Below are 21,297 nucleotides of genomic sequence, written 5' to 3'. Positions count from 1 at the left end.
GCATGGTTCCCATCATTCTGCCGCGATCAGCCCTTCCAGCCGATCCTCAAGATCGTCGCTCGCCGCCTTCAGCGCCGCGAGGGTGGACGCATCCGGCGTCCACAACTGCCGCTCGCACGCCTCCAGCAGCCGGTCGGCCACACGCGCCGACGCCTTGGCATTCAGCGCGGACAGGCGGGCGCGCATTTCGGCGTCCAGGACAAAGGTTTCGCTGATCTTCTGATAGACCCAGGGGCTGACCTGTCCGGTCGTGGCGGACCAGCCCATGGCGGTCGTTACATGCGCCTCGATCTGGCGCACCCCCTCGAACCCGTGCTGCAGCATCCCTTCATACCATTTGGGATTGAGGATGCGGGTGCGTGCCTCCAGGTCGATCTGTTCGCCCAGCGTGCGCACCTTTGCCGGGCCCTGCGTCGCATCGACGATATAGACCGGCGCGGCGCTGCCACGGGCGCGATCCACCGCGCGGCTCATGCCGCCCAGGCCGTCGACATACTGGTCGATGTCAGTGACGCCCAGCTCGACCGATTCCAGATTCTGATACGTCAGATCGACGCCGGCCAGCTCGCTTTCGAACAGCTTGCGATGCTGCACCGGCGCACCCTTGCGGCCATAGGCATAGCCCTTGTGCTGTTCGAACATGTCGGCCAGCTCTTCGGGATCGGTCCATGCACCGCCGTCGATCATCTGATTGACGTTCGCGCCATAGGCCCCCTGACGGTTGGAAAAGACGCGCAGCGCCGCCGTTTCCATGTCGCAGCCAAGCGATGCCTGATGCGCCAGGCTGTGCTTGCGCACAAAGTTCATCTCGACCGGCTCGTCCGCCATCGCCGCCAGCCAGCTTGCCTCTGCGATCATGCGGGTCTGAAGTGGCAACAGGTCGCGGAAAATGCCGGACAGGGTGATGACCACATCGATGCGCGGACGGCCCAGCGCCTCCAGCGGGATCAGCTCCGCGCCCGCCAGCCGGCCATAATCGTCGAACCGCGGCCGCGCCCCGATCAGCGCCATCGCCTGGGCGATCTGCGTCCCTTCGCTTTTCAGATTGTCGGTGCCCCATAGCACCATGGCGATGCTTTCGGGCAGCCGTCCGCCATCCGCCAGATGCCGCGCGATCAGCTGATCCGCCTGATCCCGCCCCTGTGCACAGGCGTAGCTGCCGGGGATGCGGAAGGGGTCAAAGCCGTGAATATTGCGCCCCGTGGGCAGCACTTCGGCATTGCGGACCAGGTCGCCGCCGGGCGCGGGGCGGACATAGCCGCCATCCAGCGCGTGGATCAGCGCGCCCAGTTCGTCATTGGCGTCGATCCGCGCGCCCAGATCGGCCGGGTCCATGTCCGGGGACGCACCGGCGATGGCATCGATCATCGACTGACGCTGGGGGGCGTCCATCGCGGCGCCGAACACGTGCAGCCCGTGCGGGATCAGCGCGCGTTCCATCTCGTACAGCCGCCCGGGCAGGTCGGCGAGGTCGCCAGCCTCAAGGTCCAGGACCGCGCACTGATCGCGGATCATCTGTTCAAGGTCGCGGCGCTCATCGCCATCGTCCTGCACCGAGCGATAGCGGTCGAGCAGCGCCTTCAGGTCGCCAAGCCCCTGATACAGCCCTGCTTCGGCCAGCGGCGGGGTCAGATAACTGATCAGCGTCGCACCGGACCGGCGCTTGGCAATCATCCCTTCCGACGGGTTGTTCGAGGCATAGAGATAATAGTTCGGCATCGCGCCGATCAGCCGGTCGGGCCAGCAATCGCCGCTCAGGCCCGACTGCTTGCCCGGCATGAATTCCAGCGCGCCGTGCGTGCCGAAATGCAGCACGGCATGGGCACCGAAATCGTCGCGCAGATACCGGTAAAAAGCGGAAAAGGCATGGGTCGGGGCGAAATCGCCCTCGAACATCAGGCGCATCGGATCGCCTTCATAGCCAAAGGCGGGCTGCACCCCGACCAGTACATTGCCGAACTGTGCGCCCAGGACATGGATGGACTGACCATCGCTTTGCTGGCGGCCGGGGGCGGGGCCCCATTGCGCCTCGATCGCGGCAAGATGCGGCTCGCGCCGGACATGATCGTCGGCGGAAATCCGGGCGGCGACATTGGCGTCCGCGCCATGCTGCGCAGCATTGCCAACGGTGATTGCGGCGCGCAGGGCATCCACGCTGTCCGGCACGTCCACCGAATATCCCTCGGCCGACAGGCGGCGAAGCGTCGCGTGCAGGGATTCGAACACGGCCAGATGCGCGGCCGATCCGGTTGCCCCGGCATTGGGTGGAAAGTTGAACAGCACGATCGCCAGCTTGCGGCTGGCCCGTTCGCTGCGGCGCAGGCGGATGAGCGCAGCGACCCGCGCAGACAGCGCCGCCGCCCGCTCCGGACAAGCCTGCATCGGTCGGACATGCTCGCTCAGCGTGAAATGGCAGTTGCGGGCGCAGCCGGTGCAGCCTTCCGCAGACCCATCGGCGCGGCCGCCGAACACGGTGGGCAGGATGGATCCGTCCAGTTCGGGGATCGCCAGCATCATCGTGGTTTCAAGGGGGAGCAGGCCGGCGCTGCTGGCACCCCATTGTTCCAGCGACTGAAACTCGATGGGATGCGCCGCGATATAGGGCACATCCAGCGCGCCCAGCGTCGTCACGGCTGCGTCGACATCGTTATAGGCCGGGCCGCCGACCAGCGAAAAACCGGTCAGATTGACGATGGCATCGACGCGCGCGCCGTCCGGTCCGGTGAAATAGCGTTCGATTGCTGGCCGGGCATCCAGCCCGCTGGCAAAGGCGGGCACGACGGTCAGCCCCTGCGCCTCCAGCGCGGCGATCATCCCGTCATAATGGCCGGTATCCTTGCCCAGCAGATAGGATCGCAGCATCAGCACGCCGACCGTACCGGCATCGCCCGCAACCCCGGCCGACCGGGCCAGTCGTACCGCATCCTGGCCGATCCGGCCGGGCAGGGCGGGGTGATACAGCCCAACGTCCGGGTATTCGCGTGGCGGCTTGGCCGGCATCCGCCCCTTAAGCGCGGCGCGCGGGCCGCTGGCATACCGGTCGATCAAGCCGCGGACCATGTCGATCAGATTGTCGTCCGATCCGGCCAGCCAATATTGCATCGTCAGGAAATAATGGCGGACATCCTGGGCCGGGCCGGGGATGTAGCGCAGGATCTTGGGCAACCGGCGCAGCATCTTCATCTGCCCAGCGCCCGAACTGCCGCCCGGTTTGCCCGAACCGCGCAGCTTTTTCAGCAGCGCCATCGGGCCCTTGGCCGGCTTGTCCATCCGGTAATTGCCAAGCCGGGTCAGCTTGACCACATCGGCCGCCGACATCAGGCCGACGATGGCGTCGCACAAATCCCGCCGGGCCAGCATGGCGGGGTGGATGGCGCGGACGTGATCGTCCAGGAACAGCATCGTCGCAATGATGATGTCCGATTGCGCCACATCCGCCTTTGCGCGATCCAGCAGCGCCGGATCGTGATCCCAGTCCGATGCCGCGTGCAGATCGATATGGATACCGTCTGCCGCCATCTGACGATTGGCGCGCTCGACCGCAGCCGCCAGATGATTGTCCAGCGTCACGATGGTCACCCGGACGGGGGGAGGGGCATTACCGGGCATAATGCGCCTTTGCCTCGTACAGCGTTGCCAGTTCGATCGTGTCGATGCCCTGTTCCTGGGCGAACAGTTCGGTATTCCGCCGGGCCTTGCCGCGGACGAAGAACGGAATTTTCTTGAGTTCCCGCTCGGCATCCGCGCTCCATGCGGCGGCGGTGTCTGCAGCGGCGATGACGGGCGCTTCGGCCGGTGCTGCATGACCGGGGCCAAGATGCGATGCGCCCGCGCCATCGTGGAACTCGAAATCGTCGCGGAACATCGTCAGCAGATGTTCCTCAAGCCCCATGACCAGCGGATGGACCCAGGTGTCGAAGATCACATTCGCGCCCTCGAACCCCATCTGGGGCGAATGGCGGGCCGGGAAATCCTGAACATGGACGGGCGCGGAGATGACGGCGCACGGGATGGCGAACCGTTTGGCGATGTGGCGTTCCATCTGAGTGCCCAGCACCAGTTCCGGCTGTGCGTCCTTGATCGCCTGTTCCACGACCAGATGGTCGTCGGTGATCAGCGGCTCCAGCCCCAGCTGACGGGCGGCGGCGCGCACGTCGCGGGCGGTTTCGCGGTTGTAGCAGCCCAGGCCGACGACCTTGAACCCCAGCTCCTCGCTGGCGATGCGCGCGGCGGCGACGGCATGGGTGCCATCGCCAAAGATGAAAACCCGCTTGCCCGTCAGATAGGTGGAATCGATCGACCGGCTCCACCACGACATGCGCGACCGCGCCCGGTCGAGCATCAGGGCGGAATCGACCCCCGCCAGCCCGGCGACCTCCGCGATGAATTCCATCGTCGCATTGACGCCGATCGGCACGGTGCGCGTGTACGGCTGACGGAATTCGCGTTCCAGCCACTGGGCGGCGGCCTCGCCGGTTTCGGGATAGAGGACGATATTGAAATCCGCCTCGCCCAGGCTGGCGATCTGATCCACCGATGCGCCCAGCGGAGCGACGACGTGCACGTCGATCCCCAGTTCGGACAACAGGGCCGTCACCTCGACAATGTCGTCCCGGTGACGAAAGCCGAGCGCGGTCGGGCCAAGCAGATTGGCCCGCGCCCGCCGCCCGGCACGATCCGGCGCGCGCCGCCGCTTGTCGGTCAGTGTCCGGACGATCTGATAGAATGTTTCCGACGCGCCCCAATGTTCCTTGCGCTGATAGCTTGGCAGGTCGAGCGGGATGACCGGCAGGCCAAGGCCCATTTTCTCGACCAGCCCGGCCGGATCGTCCTGAATCAGCTCCGCGGTACAGGATGCGCCGACCAGCAGCGCATCGGGCGCGTGCCGGGCGATCACGTCATGCGCCGCGGTCTGGAACAGCTCCGACGTATCCTTGCCCAGGTCGCGCGCCTGAAAGGTGGTGTAGGTGACGGGTGGGCGGTGATCCCGCCGCTCGATCATCGTGAACAACAGGTCGGCATAGGTATCGCCCTGCGGCGAATGCAGCAGGTAATGGACGCCGCGCATGCCCGTGGCCACGCGCATCGCCCCGATGTGCGGCGGTCCTTCATAGGTCCAGACGGAAAGCTGCATCGCCCTATACCTTCAACACGTCGCGGCGGCGCAGCGGCCGGGCGAACAGTTCGGCCAGGTCGCCCGCCTGATCGAAGCCATGGATGGGCGAGAAGACGAGTTCGATTGCCCATTTGGTGGACAGGCCCTGCGCCTCCAGCGGATTGGCAAGGCCAAGGCCGCAGACGGTCAGATCGGGCCGGATCGCCCGCACCCGGTCCAGCTGGCGATCGACATCCTGACCTTCGCTGATCTGCACCCCGGGGGGCAGGGCGGCCAGTTCCGCCGCCAGATGATGGCGGTGCAGGTACGGCGTGCCGATTTCGGTCAGCACCATGCCCAGTTCATTGGCCAGGAACCGGGCCAGCGGGATTTCCAGCTGCGAATCCGGCATGAAGAAGATCGACCGCCCGGCCAGCCGGTCGCGGTGATGCGCAATCGCCTGTGCCGCCCGTGCCTGATAGGGGGCGAGCACCGCCGCCACGCGGTCCGCCGGAATGTTGAATGCTGCGGCGGCGGCGTGGAACCAGGCCGTCGTCCCTTCAACCCCGAACGGGAACAGCGCATCGATCCGGGTTGCGCCGCGACCATCGAGCCGCTGTCCGGTTTCGCCCAGAAAGGGCTGGGCCAGCAGATAGCGGGTGTTGGGGCCGATGCCCGGCGTGTCGGCCAGCGTCCGCGCGGGCAGGCAGGCGACGGGGCCGATGCCCAGTTCGTCAAAGATCCGCCGGAACTGATCCTCGACAATGTCGGGCAGCGATCCGGCGATGACCAGATTGGCGGGCGCATCGGCATCCAGCGCGGGCATTTCGGGGACCAGCGCGGCAAGGCACGCGTCCTCGCCCTCGGTAAACGTGGTTTCGATGCCGCTGCCCGAATAGTTGAGGATGCGGACATGGGGGGCATAGGCCGCACCCAGCCGCTCGGCCGCGCGGGCAAGGTCGAGCTTGATGACTTCCGACGGGCAACTGCCGACCAGGAACAGCGTGCGGATTTCCGGCCGGCGTTCGATCAGCTGGCGGACGATCCGGTCCAGCTCCTCATTGGCGTCGGCCAGGCCGGCCAGGTCGCGTTCCTCCATGATCGCGGTGGCGAAGCGCGGTTCGGCGAAAATCATTACCCCGGCTGCGGATTGCAGCAGATGGGCGCAGGTGCGCGATCCGACGACCAGGAAAAACGCATCCTGCATCTTGCGATGCAGCCAGACGATGCCGGTCAGGCCGCAGAACACTTCGCGCTGGCCCCGTTCGCGCAGGACGGGCAACGCGCCGTCATCGGCCGGGGCCTGGGGCGGGGCGAGCACGGGGGCGTTCATGCCGCCACCGCCATGCCCCGTGCGCCCTGCAACCGGGCGACACGCAGTTTCCACAGGAACTGGCCCGCGTTGACGACATAGGCGGCATAGCCTGCCAGCGCGACGGCCATCTGTTGTTGCGGGGTGCCATGGCCGCCGAACAGCATCACCAGATAGGCGGTGTGCAGCGCGAGCACCGCCATGCTGAACACATCTTCCCAGAAGAACGGGCGGGCAAACAGCCACGCGTCGAACACGACCTTTTCCCAGATCGATCCGGTGACCATGATGGCGTAGAGCGCGCCCGTTTTGGCGAGGATGGACAGTTCCGCCGCCTCGCGCCCGTCGCCGGTCAGCAGAAACCGGCAGACGAGAAACGCGCTGATCAGAAAGATGACGAACTGAACGGGGGCAAGGATTCCCTGGATCAATGTCCAGACCGATTCGTCGCGGCGTTGACGCTGTTCGGCCGTGTAGAGCGGCCGGCCCGCATCCGGCGCGGCAGCGGCGGTGCGTGGGTTCCGCCAACCTTGAGCCTCGATGTTCCGGTGCCCATTCACGGCACACTCTCCTTATTCAGCCCATGGAATAGACGGCTAAACGGATTGAGTGTCAAGTAAATTGGACATCAATAAAAATTGACAGATGGGCATTTGCTCGCGATGCTTTTGTCCTGTAGGATGCGCTCAGACGGGAACTGTACTGCGTTCCCAGGGCCGACGTTCTTCACGCCGACCAGACTTTGCAGGAGAGTCTGAAAATGGCTTTGGTGTTCGGCCTGAGCGAACTCAAATCTCGATTGACCGCCTGGCGATGGGATCGTCGCAGCAGCGACCGGCGATCGGGGCGTTCGGCCAAGGCGTTGCCGCCCGGCTATGGCCCGGAGGGTGAGGATCCGGGCATTTCGTTCATGATCGAGCACCAGGTCATCCCGCTGCTGGTGCACGCCTGTTACGACCCCGGTGCCACGATCACGGCGGAACCGGAGGATTCAGGCGGCGGGGATGGCGATGGCAACGGCGCGCAACCGCCGCTGGATGCGGACGTCGAACCTTTTGCCCAGCTGGCATTGAAGGCCGAGGCGCCCGAACTGGTCGCCTTTGTCGAGCGGCGGCTGGACGAGGGACATTCGGTCGAAACGCTGTTCGTCGGACTGATGGCCCCCGCCGCGCGGTTGCTGGGCGAATATTGGGAAAATGACAGCCGCGATTTCCTGGATGTCACCATGGGGCTGTGGCGTATTCAGCAGGCGCTGCGTCAGCTTGCCGAGCGGACCATGCCGCCGATGCGCAGCGGCCATGGGCGCCATTCGGTGCTGATGTCCGCCATGCCCGGCGACCAGCACGGGTTCGGAACGCAGATGGTTGCGGAATGCTTCTCCCGCGCCGGATGGAACACCGATCTGCTGATCCAGCCGTCCAGCTCCGAACTGCACCAGAAACTGGCCGAGTTTCACTACGATATCCTAGGATTGACCGTCAGTTGCGACTGTTCTACGGCGACACTCCGCAATTTGGTCACTGCGGCTCGGTCTGTGTCGCGCAACCCCGATATCCGGATCCTGATCGGTGGACGGGTGGTGAACGACCATCCCGACCTGGTGGCGGCGTGCGGTGCCGACGGTACGGCGGCCGATGCAGTGTCGGCGGTTGCGACCGCTACGCGTCTTATCCCGAACGTCAGGAAACAACCTGATGATCTGATATAGGATCTGGCCTTTTTCGATGCACAAACCCACGCCTCGCGGATTAGCAATCACGTTCAGTGATCCCGAGGTGCTGGCCGAGGGATTTTCGAAGCGGGACATTTTCGATCTGGCCTGTTCGGCGGGCGATATTGTGCTGGCGATCGACCAGAACCGCATCATCCGCGATATTGCGGCCAGTTCCATGGATTACGTCTTTGCCAACCGCTGGATCGGCCGCCGCTGGACCGACACCGTGACGGTGGAAAGCCGGGACAAGATCGACGCCATGCTGGATGGCCGGGACGAGGGCGGCAATGGCTGGCGCCAGCTCAACCACCTTGGCGATGGCGAGGAAGTGCCGGTCAGCTATCGCGTGATCGAATCCCCCGCCACCGGCTGGTTCATTGCTATCGGGCGCGATCTGCGCAGCGTCGCGACGCTTCAGCAGCGGGTGCTGAAGGCGCAGCAGGCGATGGAGCGCGACTATCTGAACCTGCGTCAGGCGGAAACGCGCTATCGGCTGTTGTTCGACACCATCGCCAACCCGGTGGTGATCACCGATGGCGAGACGCATCAGATTCAGCAGGCGAACCAGGCATTCTATCTGGCCGTCGGCGCTGCGCCGGGATCGCTGGAGGGCAAGACGCTGCTCGCCCGGATCGATCCTGCGGATCGCGATGCCGTTGTCGCCTATCTTGGGGCGGCGCTGGTCAACCCCGGGATCGCAGCCGTGTCGGCCCGCTTTGCCGGGCAGCAGGATGCGCGGCAGCTGTCGGCGACCGCGTTTCGTCAGGGCGGCCGGCAATATTGGCTGGTCAGCGTGATCGAAAGCGCACAGCACGTCAGTGCAAACCAGGCCGACCGCGACATGCTCGAAATGGTCGAGCGGATGCCGGACGCCTTCGTCCTGTCGGATCACAAGCACCGCATCATCGTTGCCAACCGCGCCTTTGCCGATCTGGTCCAGGCCGGATCGGTCGAGCAGCTGCGCGGCATGTCGCTGGCCGGGATGATCGGGCGGCGCGACATCGACCTAGCCCTGTTGCGCAAGCAGCTGGCGTCCGACCATGTCGTGCGCAATTTCGGGTCGATCGTCCATGACCTGAACGGCGGGGAAGAGGCGGTGGAGATTTCCGCCGTGATGATCGAGCGGGATCAGCCGATCTATGGCTATTCCGTCCGCAATGTCAGCCGCCGGGAACGCGACCTGCCGCCGGACGCACAGGACGCCCCGCGCTCTGTCGAACAGCTGACCAGTCTGGTGGGGCGAAAGACGCTGAAGGCGATCGTGCGGGAAAGTACCGATCTGATCGAACGGATGTGCATCGAGGCGGCGTTGGTCCACACCGCCGACAACCGCGCATCGGCCGCCGAGATCCTGGGGCTGAGCCGCCAGAGCCTGTATGCCAAACTGCATCGGCATGGCCTGGGCAACCTGACCGACCGCGAATAACGCTGCCGGGACTGTCAGTCCGCTCGGACGGAATCAATGTCCAATTAAATTGACACTGGCAGGGGCGAGGCATAGCCTGCCGGCCATGTCAGACTCCGCCTTCGCATCGGGATATCCCCGCATTCCTGCCTGGCGCGACGTCATCGAGCTGGGCAAGCCGGTCACCTGGTTTCCGCCGATGTGGGCATTCATGTGCGGCGTCGTTTCCGCCGGGGTGTCGCTGATCGATCACTGGCCGTTTCTGCTGGCGGGCATCGCGCTGACCGGGCCGCTGGTGTGCGGCACCAGTCAGGTGATCAACGATTGGTGCGACCGGCATGTCGACGCGATCAACGAACCGGGTCGGCCGATCCCGTCGGGCCGCGTGCCCGGCCAATGGCCGATCGCGATTGCGAGCATTGGCGCGCTGATTTCCCTGCTTGTCGGGGCAGCGCTGGGTCCATGGGTGCTGGCGGCCACCGCGGTCGCCCTGTTCTGCGGATGGAGCTACAGCGCGCGGCCGTTCCGGTTCAAGCGCAGCGGCTGGCTTGGTCCGCTGGTCTGCGCGTTCAGTTATGAGGGGCTGTCCTGGTTCACCGGGGTCAGCGTGATGCAGGGCGGCTTGCCGGCCGCGCCGGTGCTCATCGTGCTGTCGCTGTACAGCCTGGGCGCATTCGGGATCATGACGCTGAACGATTTCAAGGCGGTGACCGGCGACCGCGCGACCGGCATCCGGTCGCTGCCCGTCGTGCTGGGCGTGCGGGGGGCGGCACTGCTCGCCTGCGCGGTGATGGCGGCGGCGCAACTGTTCGTCGTGGGGCAGCTTGCGGTGCTCGGCCTGTGGATTTCGACGGCGCTGGTGTCGCTGTCGCTGCTGATCCAGCTGGGGCTGATGGCACGGATGGTCGGCGATCCCGCGCGGCTGGCGCCATGGTACAACGCCACGGGCGTTTCGCTGTACGTGCTGGGGATGCTTGCCGCGGCCCTTGGGCTGGGGGGATATCTGTAATGGCCTCGCGCGCGTCCGACCCGGGGATCGGCTGGCTGTCGATCGTCCGGCTGGGCCTGGTTCAGGCTGCGATCGGCGCGATGGTGATGCTGGCCACGTCCATGCTGAACCGCGTGATGGTCGTCGAATATGGCGTCGTGGCGGCGGTTCCGGCCGGGCTGGTCGCATGGCATTATGCGGTTCAGCTGACCCGCCCGATCTGGGGACATCGCAGCGACCGTTCCGCGCGGCGCACGCCATGGATCATGATGGGCCTCGGCATTCAGGCGCTGGGCACGGTGATCGCGGTCGATGCGACGATCCTGATCCCGCAATGGTATGGCCCCGCGCTGGTGCTGGCCATTCTCGGCTTCACGCTGATCGGCATTGGCGTCGGTATGGCGGGCACGGCGCTGCTCGCCCTGATCGCGTCGCGCGTTTCGGTGGCGCGCAAGCCCGCTGCGGCCGCGCTGACCTGGACCATGATGATTGCCGGGATCGTCGTTGCGGCGGGGGTATCGGGCAAATATCTCGATCCGTTCGCGGCGGACCGGCTGGCGATCGTTGCCAGCATGGTCGTGCTGTGCGCGTTTTCCATCGCGCTGCTCGCCCTTCGCGGGCTGGAGGTGCGCAGCCTGTCCTTATCCGCGCCAAGGGGCGAGGGGGAGGGCGCATCCTTTGGTCAGGTGCTGGCCGAAATCCGGGCCGATCCGCGCGCGTGGCGCTTTACGGGGTTCGTGTTCATCTCGATGGTTGCCTACAGCATCCAGGATCTCGTGCTGGAACCGTTTGCGGGTCTGGTTTTCGACATGACGCCGGGTCAGTCGACCCAGCTGGCCGGATTGCAGCATGGCGGCATCCTGTTGGGTATGCTGATCGCCGGGGCGGGCGGCACCCTTCACGCCCGGCGCTATGGCCGCAACCCCACCTTGTGGATCGTGCTGGGCTGCACTGGCTCTGCCGTGATGCTGGCCGGGCTGGCGCTGGCGGCGCTGACCGGCAGGGCATGGCCGCTGACGGCCAATATCTTCTGCCTGGGCGTTGCCAATGGCGTGTTCGCCGTGGCGGCGGTCGGCGCAATGCTGAGCATGGCGAGCGATGGCAGGACCGCGGGCGAGGGCGCGCGGATGGGCGTTTGGGGCGCGGCGCAGGCCATCGCCTTTGGCACCGGCGGGCTGCTGGGTGCGCTGCTCCTTGATCTGATGCGGACCATGGGCGCGGACAACGCCGCCTTTGCCACCGTGTTTGCCGTTGAAGGCGTGATGTTCATCGCCGCTGCGCTGGTCGCGGTCGGCATCCGCTTAAGGGGCGCCTCGACGCCGAAGGGAGCGTTCACATGACCCAGACGAGCTATGATTTCGACGTGATCGTGGTCGGTGGCGGCCCGTCGGGCGCAACCGCGGCGCATGAACTGGCACGGGCCGGGCACCGGGTGATGCTGCTGGACAAGGCGGGCCGGACCAAGCCGTGCGGCGGCGCGATCCCGCCCCGGTTGCTCGCCGATTTCGACATTCCCCATTCGCTGATGGTCGCCCGCGCGCGATCGGCCCGCATCATCGCGCCGTCCGAAACCAGCGTCGACATGCCGTGCGGCGGCGACGGTTATGTCGGGATGGTCGACCGCGACGTGTTCGACGAATGGCTGCGCGAGCGTGCGGCGGCGGCCGGCGCGGTTCGCGTGACCGGCCTGTGCGAGGATGTGGACGACAGCGCCGGGATTGCGCGCCTTCGCTATCGCGCCGACCGGCGGGCGGAACCCAAAACCGTGACCGCGCGGGCGGTGATCGGTGCCGATGGCGCGCGATCCGCGGTGGCGCGCCAATGCATTCCCGGCGGCGGCGACGTCGCCTGCGTCTTTGCCTATCACGAGATTGTCGAGGTGCCCGATCGCATCGTCGAGGATTATGATCCGTCCCGCTGCGACGTCTATTATCAGGGGCATCTGTCCCCCGATTTCTATGCCTGGATCTTTCCGCACGGCAAGACGGCGAGCATTGGCCTGGGCAGCGCGAACAAGGGGTTTGGCCTGCGTGCCGCAACGCGCGTGCTGCGCGAACAGACCGGCCTGTCGGAATGGAAGACGTTGCGCGAAGAGGGCGCGCCCATCCCGATGAAGCCGCTGAAACGGTGGGACAATGGCCGCAATGCGCTGGTCGTGGGCGATGCCGCCGGTGTCGTCGCCCCTTCGTCGGGTGAGGGCATCTATTACGCCATGACCGCCGGCCGGATGGGGGCCGATGCCGTGCATCGATTCCTGGAAACCGGCGATGCGCGGATGCTCCGCGGTGCCCGGCGCACCTTCATGAAGGCCCATGGCCGGGTGTTCTGGATCCTGGGGATCATGCAGTATTTCTGGTACCGCAACGACAAGCGCCGCGAACGCTTCGTCAAGATGTGCGCCGATCCCGATGTCCAGCGCTTGACATGGGAAGCCTATATGAACAAGCAATTGGTCCGCCGGGATCCGCTCGCGCATGTCCGCGTGTTCTTTAAGGATCTTGGCCATTTGTTCGGCTTGAGGGCCATCGAGGAACGCTAGGTTGGCATGAGCAGGGCAGCCCTTTTTCCGATCGTCATCGCCGGATCGCTCGCCCTGGTCACGGCCCTTGTCGGGGGCACGCTGACCGTTCTGGATGAATGGTACTATGCGCTGCGCCAACCGGACTGGGCGCCGCCCGGCTATGCGTTCGGCATCATCTGGACCGCGATCTTTGCCATGATCGCGCTGGCCGGCGTGCGGATGTGGCAGACCGCCCCGACGCGCCGCGATGCGGAAATTGCCATCGGCCTGTTCGCGCTGAACGGCTTTCTCAATCTGGGCTGGAGCTTCCTGTTCTTTCGGATGCACCGCCCTGATCTGGCGCTGTACGAACTGGCGGCGCTGTGGCTGTCGATCCTGGCGCTGATCCTGTTCTGCGGCCGCTTTTCGAAAGGGGCGGCGGCATTGCTGGTCCCGTACCTGATCTGGGTGACGATTGCCGGCGCCCTTAATTATCAGGTGGTCCAGCTCAACGGTCCCTTTGCCTGATCGGGCCATGCAGGCGCTGTTTACCAGCGGCCATGCGGTCGACATCGTGCTGGCCGTTCTGGTGGTTGAGGCGGTCTGGTTGAGGCATCGCGGCCAGCGCCTGAGCAATATCCTGCCCGCGCTGCTTCCTGCCGTGCTGATGATGCTGGGCCTGCGCGCGGCGCTGACCGGATGGGCCTGGCCATGGATCGCGGTGCCGCTGGCGCTCGCTTTTCCGGTCCATCTGATCGACCTTCGCCGCCGCCGGATGCTCGGGCGCCGGATGCGGGGCTGATCGTCCTTCGCCAGACAGATGCGGGGGGCTGGCCGCTGCCCCTATCCCTCAGACAGCGAAAAGCCCGGCCGTTTCCGACCGGGCTTCCCGGGAAAGGTCGCCAACGTGGCGACCGGGGGGACTTCGTTCGCGATCAGTATTCCGGCGCGTAGCCGTGCTCGATCGCCCACAGATACCAGTTGTCGACCACCGTACCGGTCAACAGGATGCCGATGCCGCCCGTCACGGTCGTCAGCACCGCAAACCACCAGGCCCAGCGATGGATCGATTCCATCGTGGCGTTGAAGCCCATGGTCCAGCGCCAGAACAGGCCGGCGCGTTCCGATGCCGTGCCGCGGTCGGTGATCTGTTCCAGCTCGCGCTCGCCGCCATACCGGCCCACCGCCAGGATGGTCGCGCCGTGCATGGCGAACAGCAGGGCCGAGCCATAGAGGAACACGATCGAAAGCGCGTGGAACGGATTGTAGAACAGGTTCCCGTATTGCAGCGAGAAGTTGTTCGTCCATTCCAGGTGCGGGAAAATCCCGAACGGCACGGCTTCGGCCCAGCTGCCCAGGAAGAAGGGGCGGATGAACCCCAGCACCAGATACAGCCAGATCGCACCGGCAAACGCCCAGGCGACGTGGGTGCCCATGCCAAGCGCCTTTGCCCGGCGATAGCTGCGCGCCCACCACAGCAGGATGGAGATGGTCAGGAAAAAGCCCGCCAGGATCCACCAGCCGCCCTTGTCCAGCGGGACAAAGGGGGTGAAGCCATATTCGGCCGCCGGCGGGGCAAGGCCCAGCCAGAAGAACTGCCGGACGAACTCCAGCGGATCCCAGTTGACCGACGCGGCCATGTTGAACCCGATGATCTCGATGGCCAGGAAGCCGAACAGCAGCGAGGCAAGGCCAAGCCAGCCCAGATAGATCGGGCCGATCTGCGCCTGACCGAACTTGCCCATCCAGTAGCTTGCGCCGGTCATCGCCACCCGCGGCTCGTCGCCGGGGGGCAGGTGCATGCCCATTTCCGGGGGGCTGGTCAGCTGGATTTGCGTGAAGATGTTTTGATAACGCGGCATGGCCGTATCCTCCCCCTTAAGACCAGATCGGAATGTTGCGCCACCATTCCCACCATTCGGGCCAGCTGCCCGCATAAAGCGGCCCGGCGATCACGATGCAGACCGCGCTCCAGAACCCGGCGCTGAGCGCCAGGAACAGGCCGACGCGGTGGATGCCGATGGTGCCGACCGAATAGCCGATGAAATCGCGGAAGAACGTGTCTTCATATTCCGGCGTCTTGACCGGCGTGCCCTTGGCCGGGTTCACCGCCGACAGGATCAGCGATCCGTGCAGCGCCAGCGCAAGGCAGGTCGTGAAGAAGAACGACACTGCGATCATGTGCGCCGGATTGTAATGGAAGTTCACATAGGCATAGCCCGTGTTCGACACCCAGTTCAGATGGCTGAAGATGCCGTAGGGAAAGCCATATCCCCATGCGCCCATCAGCACGGGCCGCACGATGACCAGCGTGACATACGCCAGAACCGCAACGCCGAACGCGATCGGCACATGATAGCCCATGCCAAGCTTTCGACAGATTTCCACCTCGCGCAGCGCCCAGGAAACGAACGCCCCCGTCGCGCAAATCGTGATGATCTGCCAAAACCCGCCCTTGTTCAGCGGCGCAAAGCCCAGGCCATAATCAATGGCCGGCGGCTCGATGGAAATAAGCCACGGGTTCCAGGTATTGCCCTGCGAAGCCGCGTACAGGATCAGCGCCGTACCGAGGATTGAAAAAATCGCGGTCGTGACGCCGAAAAAGCCGACATAAAACGGTCCGACCCAGAAGTCGAACAGATCCCCGCCGACCAGTGTACCGCCGCGAACGCGGTACTTTCTTTCGAAGCTTAGCAGTGCCATCGCACACCCCTGCCATCCATCCTGATGGCCATCCTGAGGAAATCGCTGTCATGCCCATCCCGGGGCCGGGGCGCGTGGCGCCGCCTTCCCCGGGCGGGTTCGCGCAAGTCAGGTCGCCGCCGGAGCGGTCGCCACTGCCTGTGCGGTCTTCGGTCCTTCGATCCAGTTGAAGCGATCGGTGCTCAACAGGATGAAATGGATCAGCAGCGCCAGGACGAAGAGGAAGATCGCCAGAGCGACCAGGGTCCTGCGCGGATCGAAAATGAGCCAAAGTCTCCACATGATGTCGTCTCCCTTTATGCCAGCATTGACGTGAGGGCGACGCTGGCGACCTGGGTCGCGTCATGCAGCATCGCATAGCCGTTGACACTCGGCAGCCAGGGCCGCCACGACCACACCAGCACGTGGGCGATGATCGCCACGACGGTGAAGCCGATAAAGCTGCTCACGAAGATCTTGTGAAATTCTTTTGCTTCTTCCGGAGTGAGATACGCCCCGGGTCCAAAGCGTTCAGTTTCGCTCATGATTCATCCTCCAACCTTGCCCCAACGAGCTGCAACACGCGGCTCTCCCGGGCGGCCCCTCCAGCAGCGTCCAAATGCTGCAAAAGGATCGTGACATCCGGCGATGCGCCGGATGAGTGGCGTGGGGCGGGGGCGGCGCGGATCATCGGCCAGCCCCTTCCAGCATCGTTGCGGCCAGCCGGTCGGCCGACACATGATCTTCGCCGGCGCGCCGGGCGGACCGCTCGGCCGCATCGCGCAGGTTCTTTGCCGCGGAAATGCGGACAAGCACGGGCTGTGCCTCGACGATCGCATCCAGCTTTGCCTTGGCCTCGCCGTCCCAGCGCAGCGCAGCCTCGCGCCGGGCGGGGGTCGCCGTGCCCGCATCCATGCGGGTGGACAGCGGCAGGATGTGGAACAGCGCGTCGAACAGCGCATTGCACACTTCCTGAACCAGATAGGTCGCGCCGGAATAGCCCATGAACGGCGTGCCGGTGTGGCGCCGGATCGCCGCGCCCGGAAAGCTGGCCGGGATGAACACGCCGGGCGTTCCTGCCTCGGCCATGTACATCCGTTCGTTATAGCTGCCGAACACGATCAGCGGCGGATTGGCGGCAATCGCGTCGCGGACGGCCTGATTGTCCGGCTTCACCCCCGCCTTGCGCCCGAATGCGAACGAACAGGGCAGGCCCATATCGTCCTCAAGGAACTTGCGGATGCCGCGGGCATAGGTGTCGGTGGCAACGATGCCAAAGCTGGCCGTGCCAAAGAAATCCTGGGTGACCGAACGCCACAGGTCCCACAGCGGCTTGATCGTCGTATGCTTTTCCCGTTCGATGAACGGTTCGGGGTCCAGCCCGGTCAATTCGCCCAGCTGACGCAGGAACCGGGTGGTGGAATCCAGCCCGATCGGTGCCTGCAGATACGGCCGGTCCAGCATTTCGCACAGGTTGCGGCCATATTCGCGGTACATGCAGATATTGACCGCGCCGAGCGCCAGACGATGGATATCGGCCAGGTGGGTGCCCAGCGGGAACACCATATTGACCTCGCACCCGATCCCTTCGACCAGACGGCGGATTTCGGCCAGATCGCTGGGCATGTTGAATGCGCCATAGGCCGGGCCGATGATGTTGATCCGCGGCCGCTCGCCTTCCTTCGGCTCGGCCGGCTTGGGCAGCTTTTTCGGCCCGAACTCGGTCCACAGCCAGGACAGCGCCCGGTCGGCGGCCTGCCACTGATCCTCGTCGATCGTGCGCGGCAGGAACCGGCGGATGTTCGTGCCCTGGGGCGTCACCCCGCCGCCGATCATCTCGGAAATCGATCCCGTCACGACCACGGCGGGCAGATCGGGGTCCAGCGTTTTCCAGGCGCGTTTCATCGCAGCCTCAGTGCCGGTCTTGCCCAGCTCTTCCTCGCCCAGGCCAGTGACGACGATGGGCAATTCATGCGGCGGCAGGCCGTCCGTGTAATGCAGCACCGACGTGACGGGCAGGTTTTCGCAGCCCACCGGGCCGTCGATAATCACCTGCAATCCCTTGACCGCGGTAAAGGCGTAGACCGCGCCCCAGTAACCGCCCGCGCGGTCGTGATCGAGGATCAGCGTCATGACCCGATGGCCTCCGCTGCCCTGGCCGCGGCCGCATTGCGGGCGGCGTTCATCGCCTTGAACTTCGGCCGGTCGGTCGGGGTTTCCGTCCAGATCCCGGTGGCATGGCCCGTGCCGACACCATCGAAGAAATCGCGCATCCGGTCGAACCGCGCCTGATTGCCGATGGCGGCATTGATGACCGTGGCCAGGCTGCCTGCACCGGCAACGCCCATCAGCGGCCGGGCGGAAATCAGGTTGGTGAAATACAGCGCCGGGATGGCGCGCGCCTTGGCGTGCTGAACGACGGGTGTCGTGCCGATGGCAAGATCGGGGTGGAATTCTTCGACCGCAGCAATGTCCTGTTCCAGGCTGGCGCGATAGACGATGCGGGTGCCGCGTGCCTCCAGCCACTGACGGTCCGCCTCGGACCAGGGGGTGCGCGGACAGGCGGTGCCGACATAGGGCACTTCGGCGCCGCTTTCGGTCAGCAGTCGGGCGACCAGCAGTTCGGACCCTTCATAGCCCGAAACGGTAATCCGGCCCCGGATCGGCGTTGCGGCCAATGCCGCCGCGATGGCAGGCAGGAATCGGTTCTTGGCCGCATCCGTCGCGCTTTGCGCCACGCCGCACGCGGCGCCGACCGCATCCAGCCAGGCGGCCGTGCCGTCGACACCGACGGGGGCGGAACCGATCACGGTACGGCCCGCGGCCTGAAACTCGCGGATGCTGGCGGTGTAGAACGGGTGGATGGCGGCAATCGCTGCGCCGTCCAGCGCGGCATACAGCTCCCGCCATTCGCGCACCGGCACCACAGGTCCGGCGGCCAGGCCCATCGGTTCCAGCATCAGGCCGATGCCCATCGGATCGGCCGGAAACATCTCGCCCAGCAAGGGGATGCTGGGCCGGTCGGGCAGGGCATGGGGCGCGGCAACCGGCCCTTGCTCTGCCTCCAGCCGGGCATAGCGTAGCATCGCGCCGGACAGGACGTCCTTGGCCTCCGCATGGGTGGGCACGCCGAAACCGGGCACGTCGATGCCGATGACCCGCACGCCATTGATCGAATCCGGCAGCAGCCGCAGCGGCACGCCGCTGGCGGTTGGGACGCACAGGTTGGTGACGATGATCGTGTCGAGCTTTTCGGGATCGGCGAGCTGTTCGACGGCTTCCTTGATGTCCTCGAACAGCTTGCCCGTCACCAGCGTTTCGGAACTGAACGGGACATAGCCGACGCTGCGCCGCGCGCCATAGAAATGGGCGGTGAAGGTCAGACCATAGACGCAGCAAGCCGAACCCGACAGCACGGTCGCCGTGCGCCGCATGCGAAGGCCGACGCGCAGCGATCCGAATGCAGGGCACATGGATTGCGGCTGGTCATGGGGCCCCACCGGATAATCGGTGGCATATTGATCGAGCACATCGCTCTTGCCCGCCGCGCGTGCGGCTTCGCGCAGCGTGTCGCTGCTTGAACAGCCGCCCAGATCGATGCGATCGGGCGCGCGGTCGGTGGCTGCCGGGCCGGTCATGCCTTACACCGCGTCATAAATGACCTCCAGCGACGGCTTGGTGGCATAGGTGCCGCCGCGCATATCGGCCTGGGTCGCCGGGACCAGCTTCACCGATCCGCCGACATCGTCGGGGGAGAACAGGCCGAGCAGCCCGTCCTGATCCAGCGGCTTTGGCTGCAGCGGCGGGGCGGTAGCGACATTTTCGGCCAGCTGTTCGAACAGCGAACCCCATTCGCCTCCGGGCATTCCGATGATCTGGTAATTGGCCGATTTGCGGCGAATATCCTCGTTCGCCGGGATCGCCGTCAGCACCGGAATGCCGACCGCTTCGGCAAAGGCATTGGCCTCGCCCGTGCCGTCATCCTTGTTCAGGATCATGCCGGCCACGCCGACATTGCCGCCCATGCGGCGGAAATATTCCACCGCCTTGCAGACATTGTTGGCGACATACAGCGATTGCAGGTCGTTGGATGCGACCACGATCACCTTCTGGCACATGTCACGGGCAATCGGCAGGCCGAAGCCGCCACAGACCACGTCGCCCAGGAAGTCGAGCAGGACATAGTCAAAGCCCCATTCGTGGAAGCCCAGCTTTTCCAGCGTTTCAAAGCCGTGGATGATGCCGCGTCCGCCGCAGCCACGGCCAACCTCTGGCCCGCCCAGTTCCATGGCGAACACGCCGTCGCGCTGGAAACAGACATCCTCTATGCCGATTTCCTCGCCCGCCAGCTTCTTCGCGCTCGACGTCTCGATGATCGAGGGGGTCGATTTGCCGCCGAACAACAGGCTGGTGGTATCGGATTTGGGATCGCAGCCGATCAGCAGCACGCGCTTGCCCTGCTGCGCCATCATGTAGCTCAGGTTGGCGAGCGCAAAGGATTTGCCGCTGCCGCCCTTGCCATAAATGGCGATGATCTGCGTTTCCTTCTTCACCTCGCCGGTGTGGACCGGATCGGGCTCATGGGCCGCTTCGTCGCGCAGTGCGTTCAGGTCGAGCATCGTCACGCGCAATCCCTCCAGTCGAGAAGCATTTTCAGGCAGGACGGGTCGTCAAATGCCTGGGGATAGGCGGTCTGCGCCTGTCCGGCCGGTTCGATCCGGTTGATCAGGCCGCCAAGGTCGAGCGCCCCGCTGCCAACCAGCGCCCGCACCGATGCCAGATCCTCGGGCTGCCATTCGGCGGCGACGCTGATCCGCGCCTCGCGCTGAAAGGCGGGAGCAAAGGCAAAGGCGATGGGCTGATTGTAGAACCCGGCAAGGATCAGCTCGCCGCCACGCACCAGCCGACGGATGAACCCGTCGATCGATGCCGCGTCGCCGCTGACGTCATAAATGGCGCGATAATCGTGCCGATCGTCATCGTCGGGATGCACGATGGCATATCCTGCCGCGCCGCCGGAACGGTCTGCACAGGTTTCCCAGACGACGGGCGCGGGCGCACCCGATGCGATGGTCAGACGGGCGAGCAGGCGGCCAAGCACGCCATGCCCGATGATCAGTTCAGGTGCCGCGCCGCGCCCCATGGCATGAAGCGCCGTTGCGGCCAGTGCGAACAGCACGCCTTCCTGACCCAGCGACCGGGGGACCGGCAGGGCGCGGGCGCCGGGCACGATCAGGGTGCGGCACGCGCCGCCGAACAGGCCGCGGGCATCGCGATAACAGCTGGCGCCCGGTACAAAGACCCATTCGCCAATGCGGTCGCGGTGATCCGCGCCGGCATCCACGATTTCGCCGACCGACTCGTAACCGGGGACCAGCGGATACCCCATGCCGGGAAAGGTCGGCATGGTGCCGTTCCACAGCAGTTTTTCGGTACCGGTGCTGACGCCGCTGAATTCGGTGCGGACCATCACATCGCCGCTTTCCAGCGGGCTGAGCGCGGTTTTCCGGACGGTCAGCTGGCCTGGCGCTTCGATAATGATGGCGGAACCGTGCACGCTGCCCTCGTCCTTCCTGCGGACCGCCATTCCAGAGTGAAGGC

The 21,297-nt window shown here is 65.4% G+C and carries 19 protein-coding genes; 7 read left to right on the top strand and 12 right to left on the bottom strand.

Annotated elements, in window-relative coordinates; all coding sequences use genetic code 11:
• Window positions 1-12: 12 nt before the first annotated feature.
• Genes NYR55_RS03720 through bchF form a run of 4 tightly spaced genes read right to left on the bottom strand, consistent with a single transcriptional unit; the run spans window position 13 to window position 6,949 of the window.
• Window positions 13-3,609, bottom strand: a complete 3,597-nt coding sequence (locus NYR55_RS03720; RefSeq protein ID WP_260019886.1) for a magnesium chelatase subunit H — start codon at window positions 3,607-3,609, stop codon at window positions 13-15.
• Window positions 3,599-5,134, bottom strand: coding sequence for a ferredoxin:protochlorophyllide reductase (ATP-dependent) subunit B (bchB, locus tag NYR55_RS03715; RefSeq protein WP_260019885.1), 1,536 nt, complete (start codon window positions 5,132-5,134; stop codon window positions 3,599-3,601). The genes NYR55_RS03720 and bchB overlap by 11 nt, the downstream gene beginning before the upstream one ends.
• A gap of 4 nt (window positions 5,135-5,138) precedes the next feature.
• Entirely contained in the window at window positions 5,139-6,428 is a 1,290-nt protein-coding gene (locus tag NYR55_RS03710) for a ferredoxin:protochlorophyllide reductase (ATP-dependent) subunit N (protein ID WP_260019884.1), read from the bottom strand.
• Window positions 6,425-6,949, bottom strand: coding sequence for a 2-vinyl bacteriochlorophyllide hydratase (gene bchF, locus NYR55_RS03705; protein WP_260021545.1), 525 nt, complete (start codon window positions 6,947-6,949; stop codon window positions 6,425-6,427). Before bchF ends, NYR55_RS03710 begins: the two co-directional genes overlap by 4 nt.
• A gap of 218 nt (window positions 6,950-7,167) precedes the next feature.
• Between bchF and NYR55_RS03700 the strand changes: the two genes are divergently transcribed.
• The 7 genes from NYR55_RS03700 (at window position 7,168) to NYR55_RS03670 (ending at window position 13,816) form a co-directional block, all read left to right on the top strand.
• Window positions 7,168-8,115 carry a cobalamin B12-binding domain-containing protein gene (locus NYR55_RS03700; RefSeq protein ID WP_260019883.1) on the top strand — a complete coding sequence of 316 codons (948 nt, stop codon included), beginning with the start codon at window positions 7,168-7,170 and terminating at the stop codon, window positions 8,113-8,115.
• 16 nt (window positions 8,116-8,131) lie between these two features.
• Window positions 8,132-9,547, top strand: coding sequence for a transcriptional regulator PpsR (ppsR, locus tag NYR55_RS03695; RefSeq protein WP_260019882.1), 1,416 nt, complete (start codon window positions 8,132-8,134; stop codon window positions 9,545-9,547).
• Window positions 9,548-9,632: 85 nt separating this feature from the next.
• The gene (gene chlG, locus NYR55_RS03690; RefSeq protein WP_260019881.1) at window positions 9,633-10,535 is read left to right on the top strand and encodes a chlorophyll synthase ChlG; all 903 of its coding nucleotides are present in this window, start codon (window positions 9,633-9,635) and stop codon (window positions 10,533-10,535) included.
• On the top strand, window positions 10,535-11,854 hold the full coding sequence (locus tag NYR55_RS03685; protein ID WP_260019880.1) for a BCD family MFS transporter: 1,320 nt from the start codon (window positions 10,535-10,537) through the stop codon (window positions 11,852-11,854). The genes chlG and NYR55_RS03685 overlap by 1 nt, the downstream gene beginning before the upstream one ends.
• Window positions 11,851-13,053 (top strand): geranylgeranyl diphosphate reductase, encoded by a 1,203-nt coding sequence (locus tag NYR55_RS03680; RefSeq protein WP_260019879.1) that lies wholly within the window; start codon window positions 11,851-11,853, stop codon window positions 13,051-13,053. The genes NYR55_RS03685 and NYR55_RS03680 overlap by 4 nt, the downstream gene beginning before the upstream one ends.
• 6 nt (window positions 13,054-13,059) lie before the next feature.
• The gene (locus NYR55_RS03675) at window positions 13,060-13,542 is read left to right on the top strand and encodes a TspO/MBR family protein (RefSeq protein WP_260019878.1); all 483 of its coding nucleotides are present in this window, start codon (window positions 13,060-13,062) and stop codon (window positions 13,540-13,542) included.
• 7 nt (window positions 13,543-13,549) lie between these two features.
• The gene (locus tag NYR55_RS03670; protein WP_260019877.1) at window positions 13,550-13,816 is read left to right on the top strand and encodes a hypothetical protein; all 267 of its coding nucleotides are present in this window, start codon (window positions 13,550-13,552) and stop codon (window positions 13,814-13,816) included.
• A gap of 133 nt (window positions 13,817-13,949) precedes the next feature.
• On the opposite strand, the gene pufM is transcribed toward NYR55_RS03670, so the two are convergent.
• The 8 genes from pufM to bchC all read right to left on the bottom strand — a co-directional run bounded on the left by pufM (window position 13,950) and on the right by bchC (window position 21,283).
• Entirely contained in the window at window positions 13,950-14,876 is a 927-nt protein-coding gene (gene pufM, locus NYR55_RS03665; protein WP_260019876.1) for a photosynthetic reaction center subunit M, read from the bottom strand.
• 16 nt (window positions 14,877-14,892) lie between these two features.
• Window positions 14,893-15,717, bottom strand: coding sequence for a photosynthetic reaction center subunit L (gene pufL / locus NYR55_RS03660; RefSeq protein WP_260019875.1), 825 nt, complete (start codon window positions 15,715-15,717; stop codon window positions 14,893-14,895).
• A 108-nt stretch (window positions 15,718-15,825) separates the two neighbouring features.
• Window positions 15,826-15,999 (bottom strand): light-harvesting antenna LH1, alpha subunit, encoded by a 174-nt coding sequence (pufA, locus tag NYR55_RS03655; RefSeq protein WP_260019874.1) that lies wholly within the window; start codon window positions 15,997-15,999, stop codon window positions 15,826-15,828.
• Between the two features lie 14 nt (window positions 16,000-16,013).
• On the bottom strand, window positions 16,014-16,241 hold the full coding sequence (gene pufB, locus NYR55_RS03650) for a light-harvesting antenna LH1, beta subunit (protein ID WP_260019873.1): 228 nt from the start codon (window positions 16,239-16,241) through the stop codon (window positions 16,014-16,016).
• Between the two features lie 142 nt (window positions 16,242-16,383).
• Window positions 16,384-17,829, bottom strand: coding sequence for a chlorophyllide a reductase subunit Z (gene bchZ / locus NYR55_RS03645; protein WP_260019872.1), 1,446 nt, complete (start codon window positions 17,827-17,829; stop codon window positions 16,384-16,386).
• Entirely contained in the window at window positions 17,826-19,334 is a 1,509-nt protein-coding gene (gene bchY / locus NYR55_RS03640) for a chlorophyllide a reductase subunit Y (RefSeq protein WP_260019871.1), read from the bottom strand. Before bchY ends, bchZ begins: the two co-directional genes overlap by 4 nt.
• Window positions 19,335-19,337: 3 nt before the next feature.
• On the bottom strand, window positions 19,338-20,321 hold the full coding sequence (locus NYR55_RS03635; protein WP_260019870.1) for a chlorophyllide a reductase iron protein subunit X: 984 nt from the start codon (window positions 20,319-20,321) through the stop codon (window positions 19,338-19,340).
• Window positions 20,318-21,283 carry a chlorophyll synthesis pathway protein BchC gene (gene bchC, locus NYR55_RS03630; RefSeq protein ID WP_260019869.1) on the bottom strand — a complete coding sequence of 322 codons (966 nt, stop codon included), beginning with the start codon at window positions 21,281-21,283 and terminating at the stop codon, window positions 20,318-20,320. The genes NYR55_RS03635 and bchC overlap by 4 nt, the downstream gene beginning before the upstream one ends.
• Window positions 21,284-21,297 lie beyond the last annotated feature (14 nt).

It is taken from the genome of Sphingomonas sp. BGYR3, assembly GCF_025153455.1.
Taxonomy (GTDB): Bacteria; Pseudomonadota; Alphaproteobacteria; order Sphingomonadales; family Sphingomonadaceae; genus Sphingomonas.
Note: the sequence above shows the minus strand (reverse complement) of the source record. Positions and strands in the feature narration are given on the sequence as shown.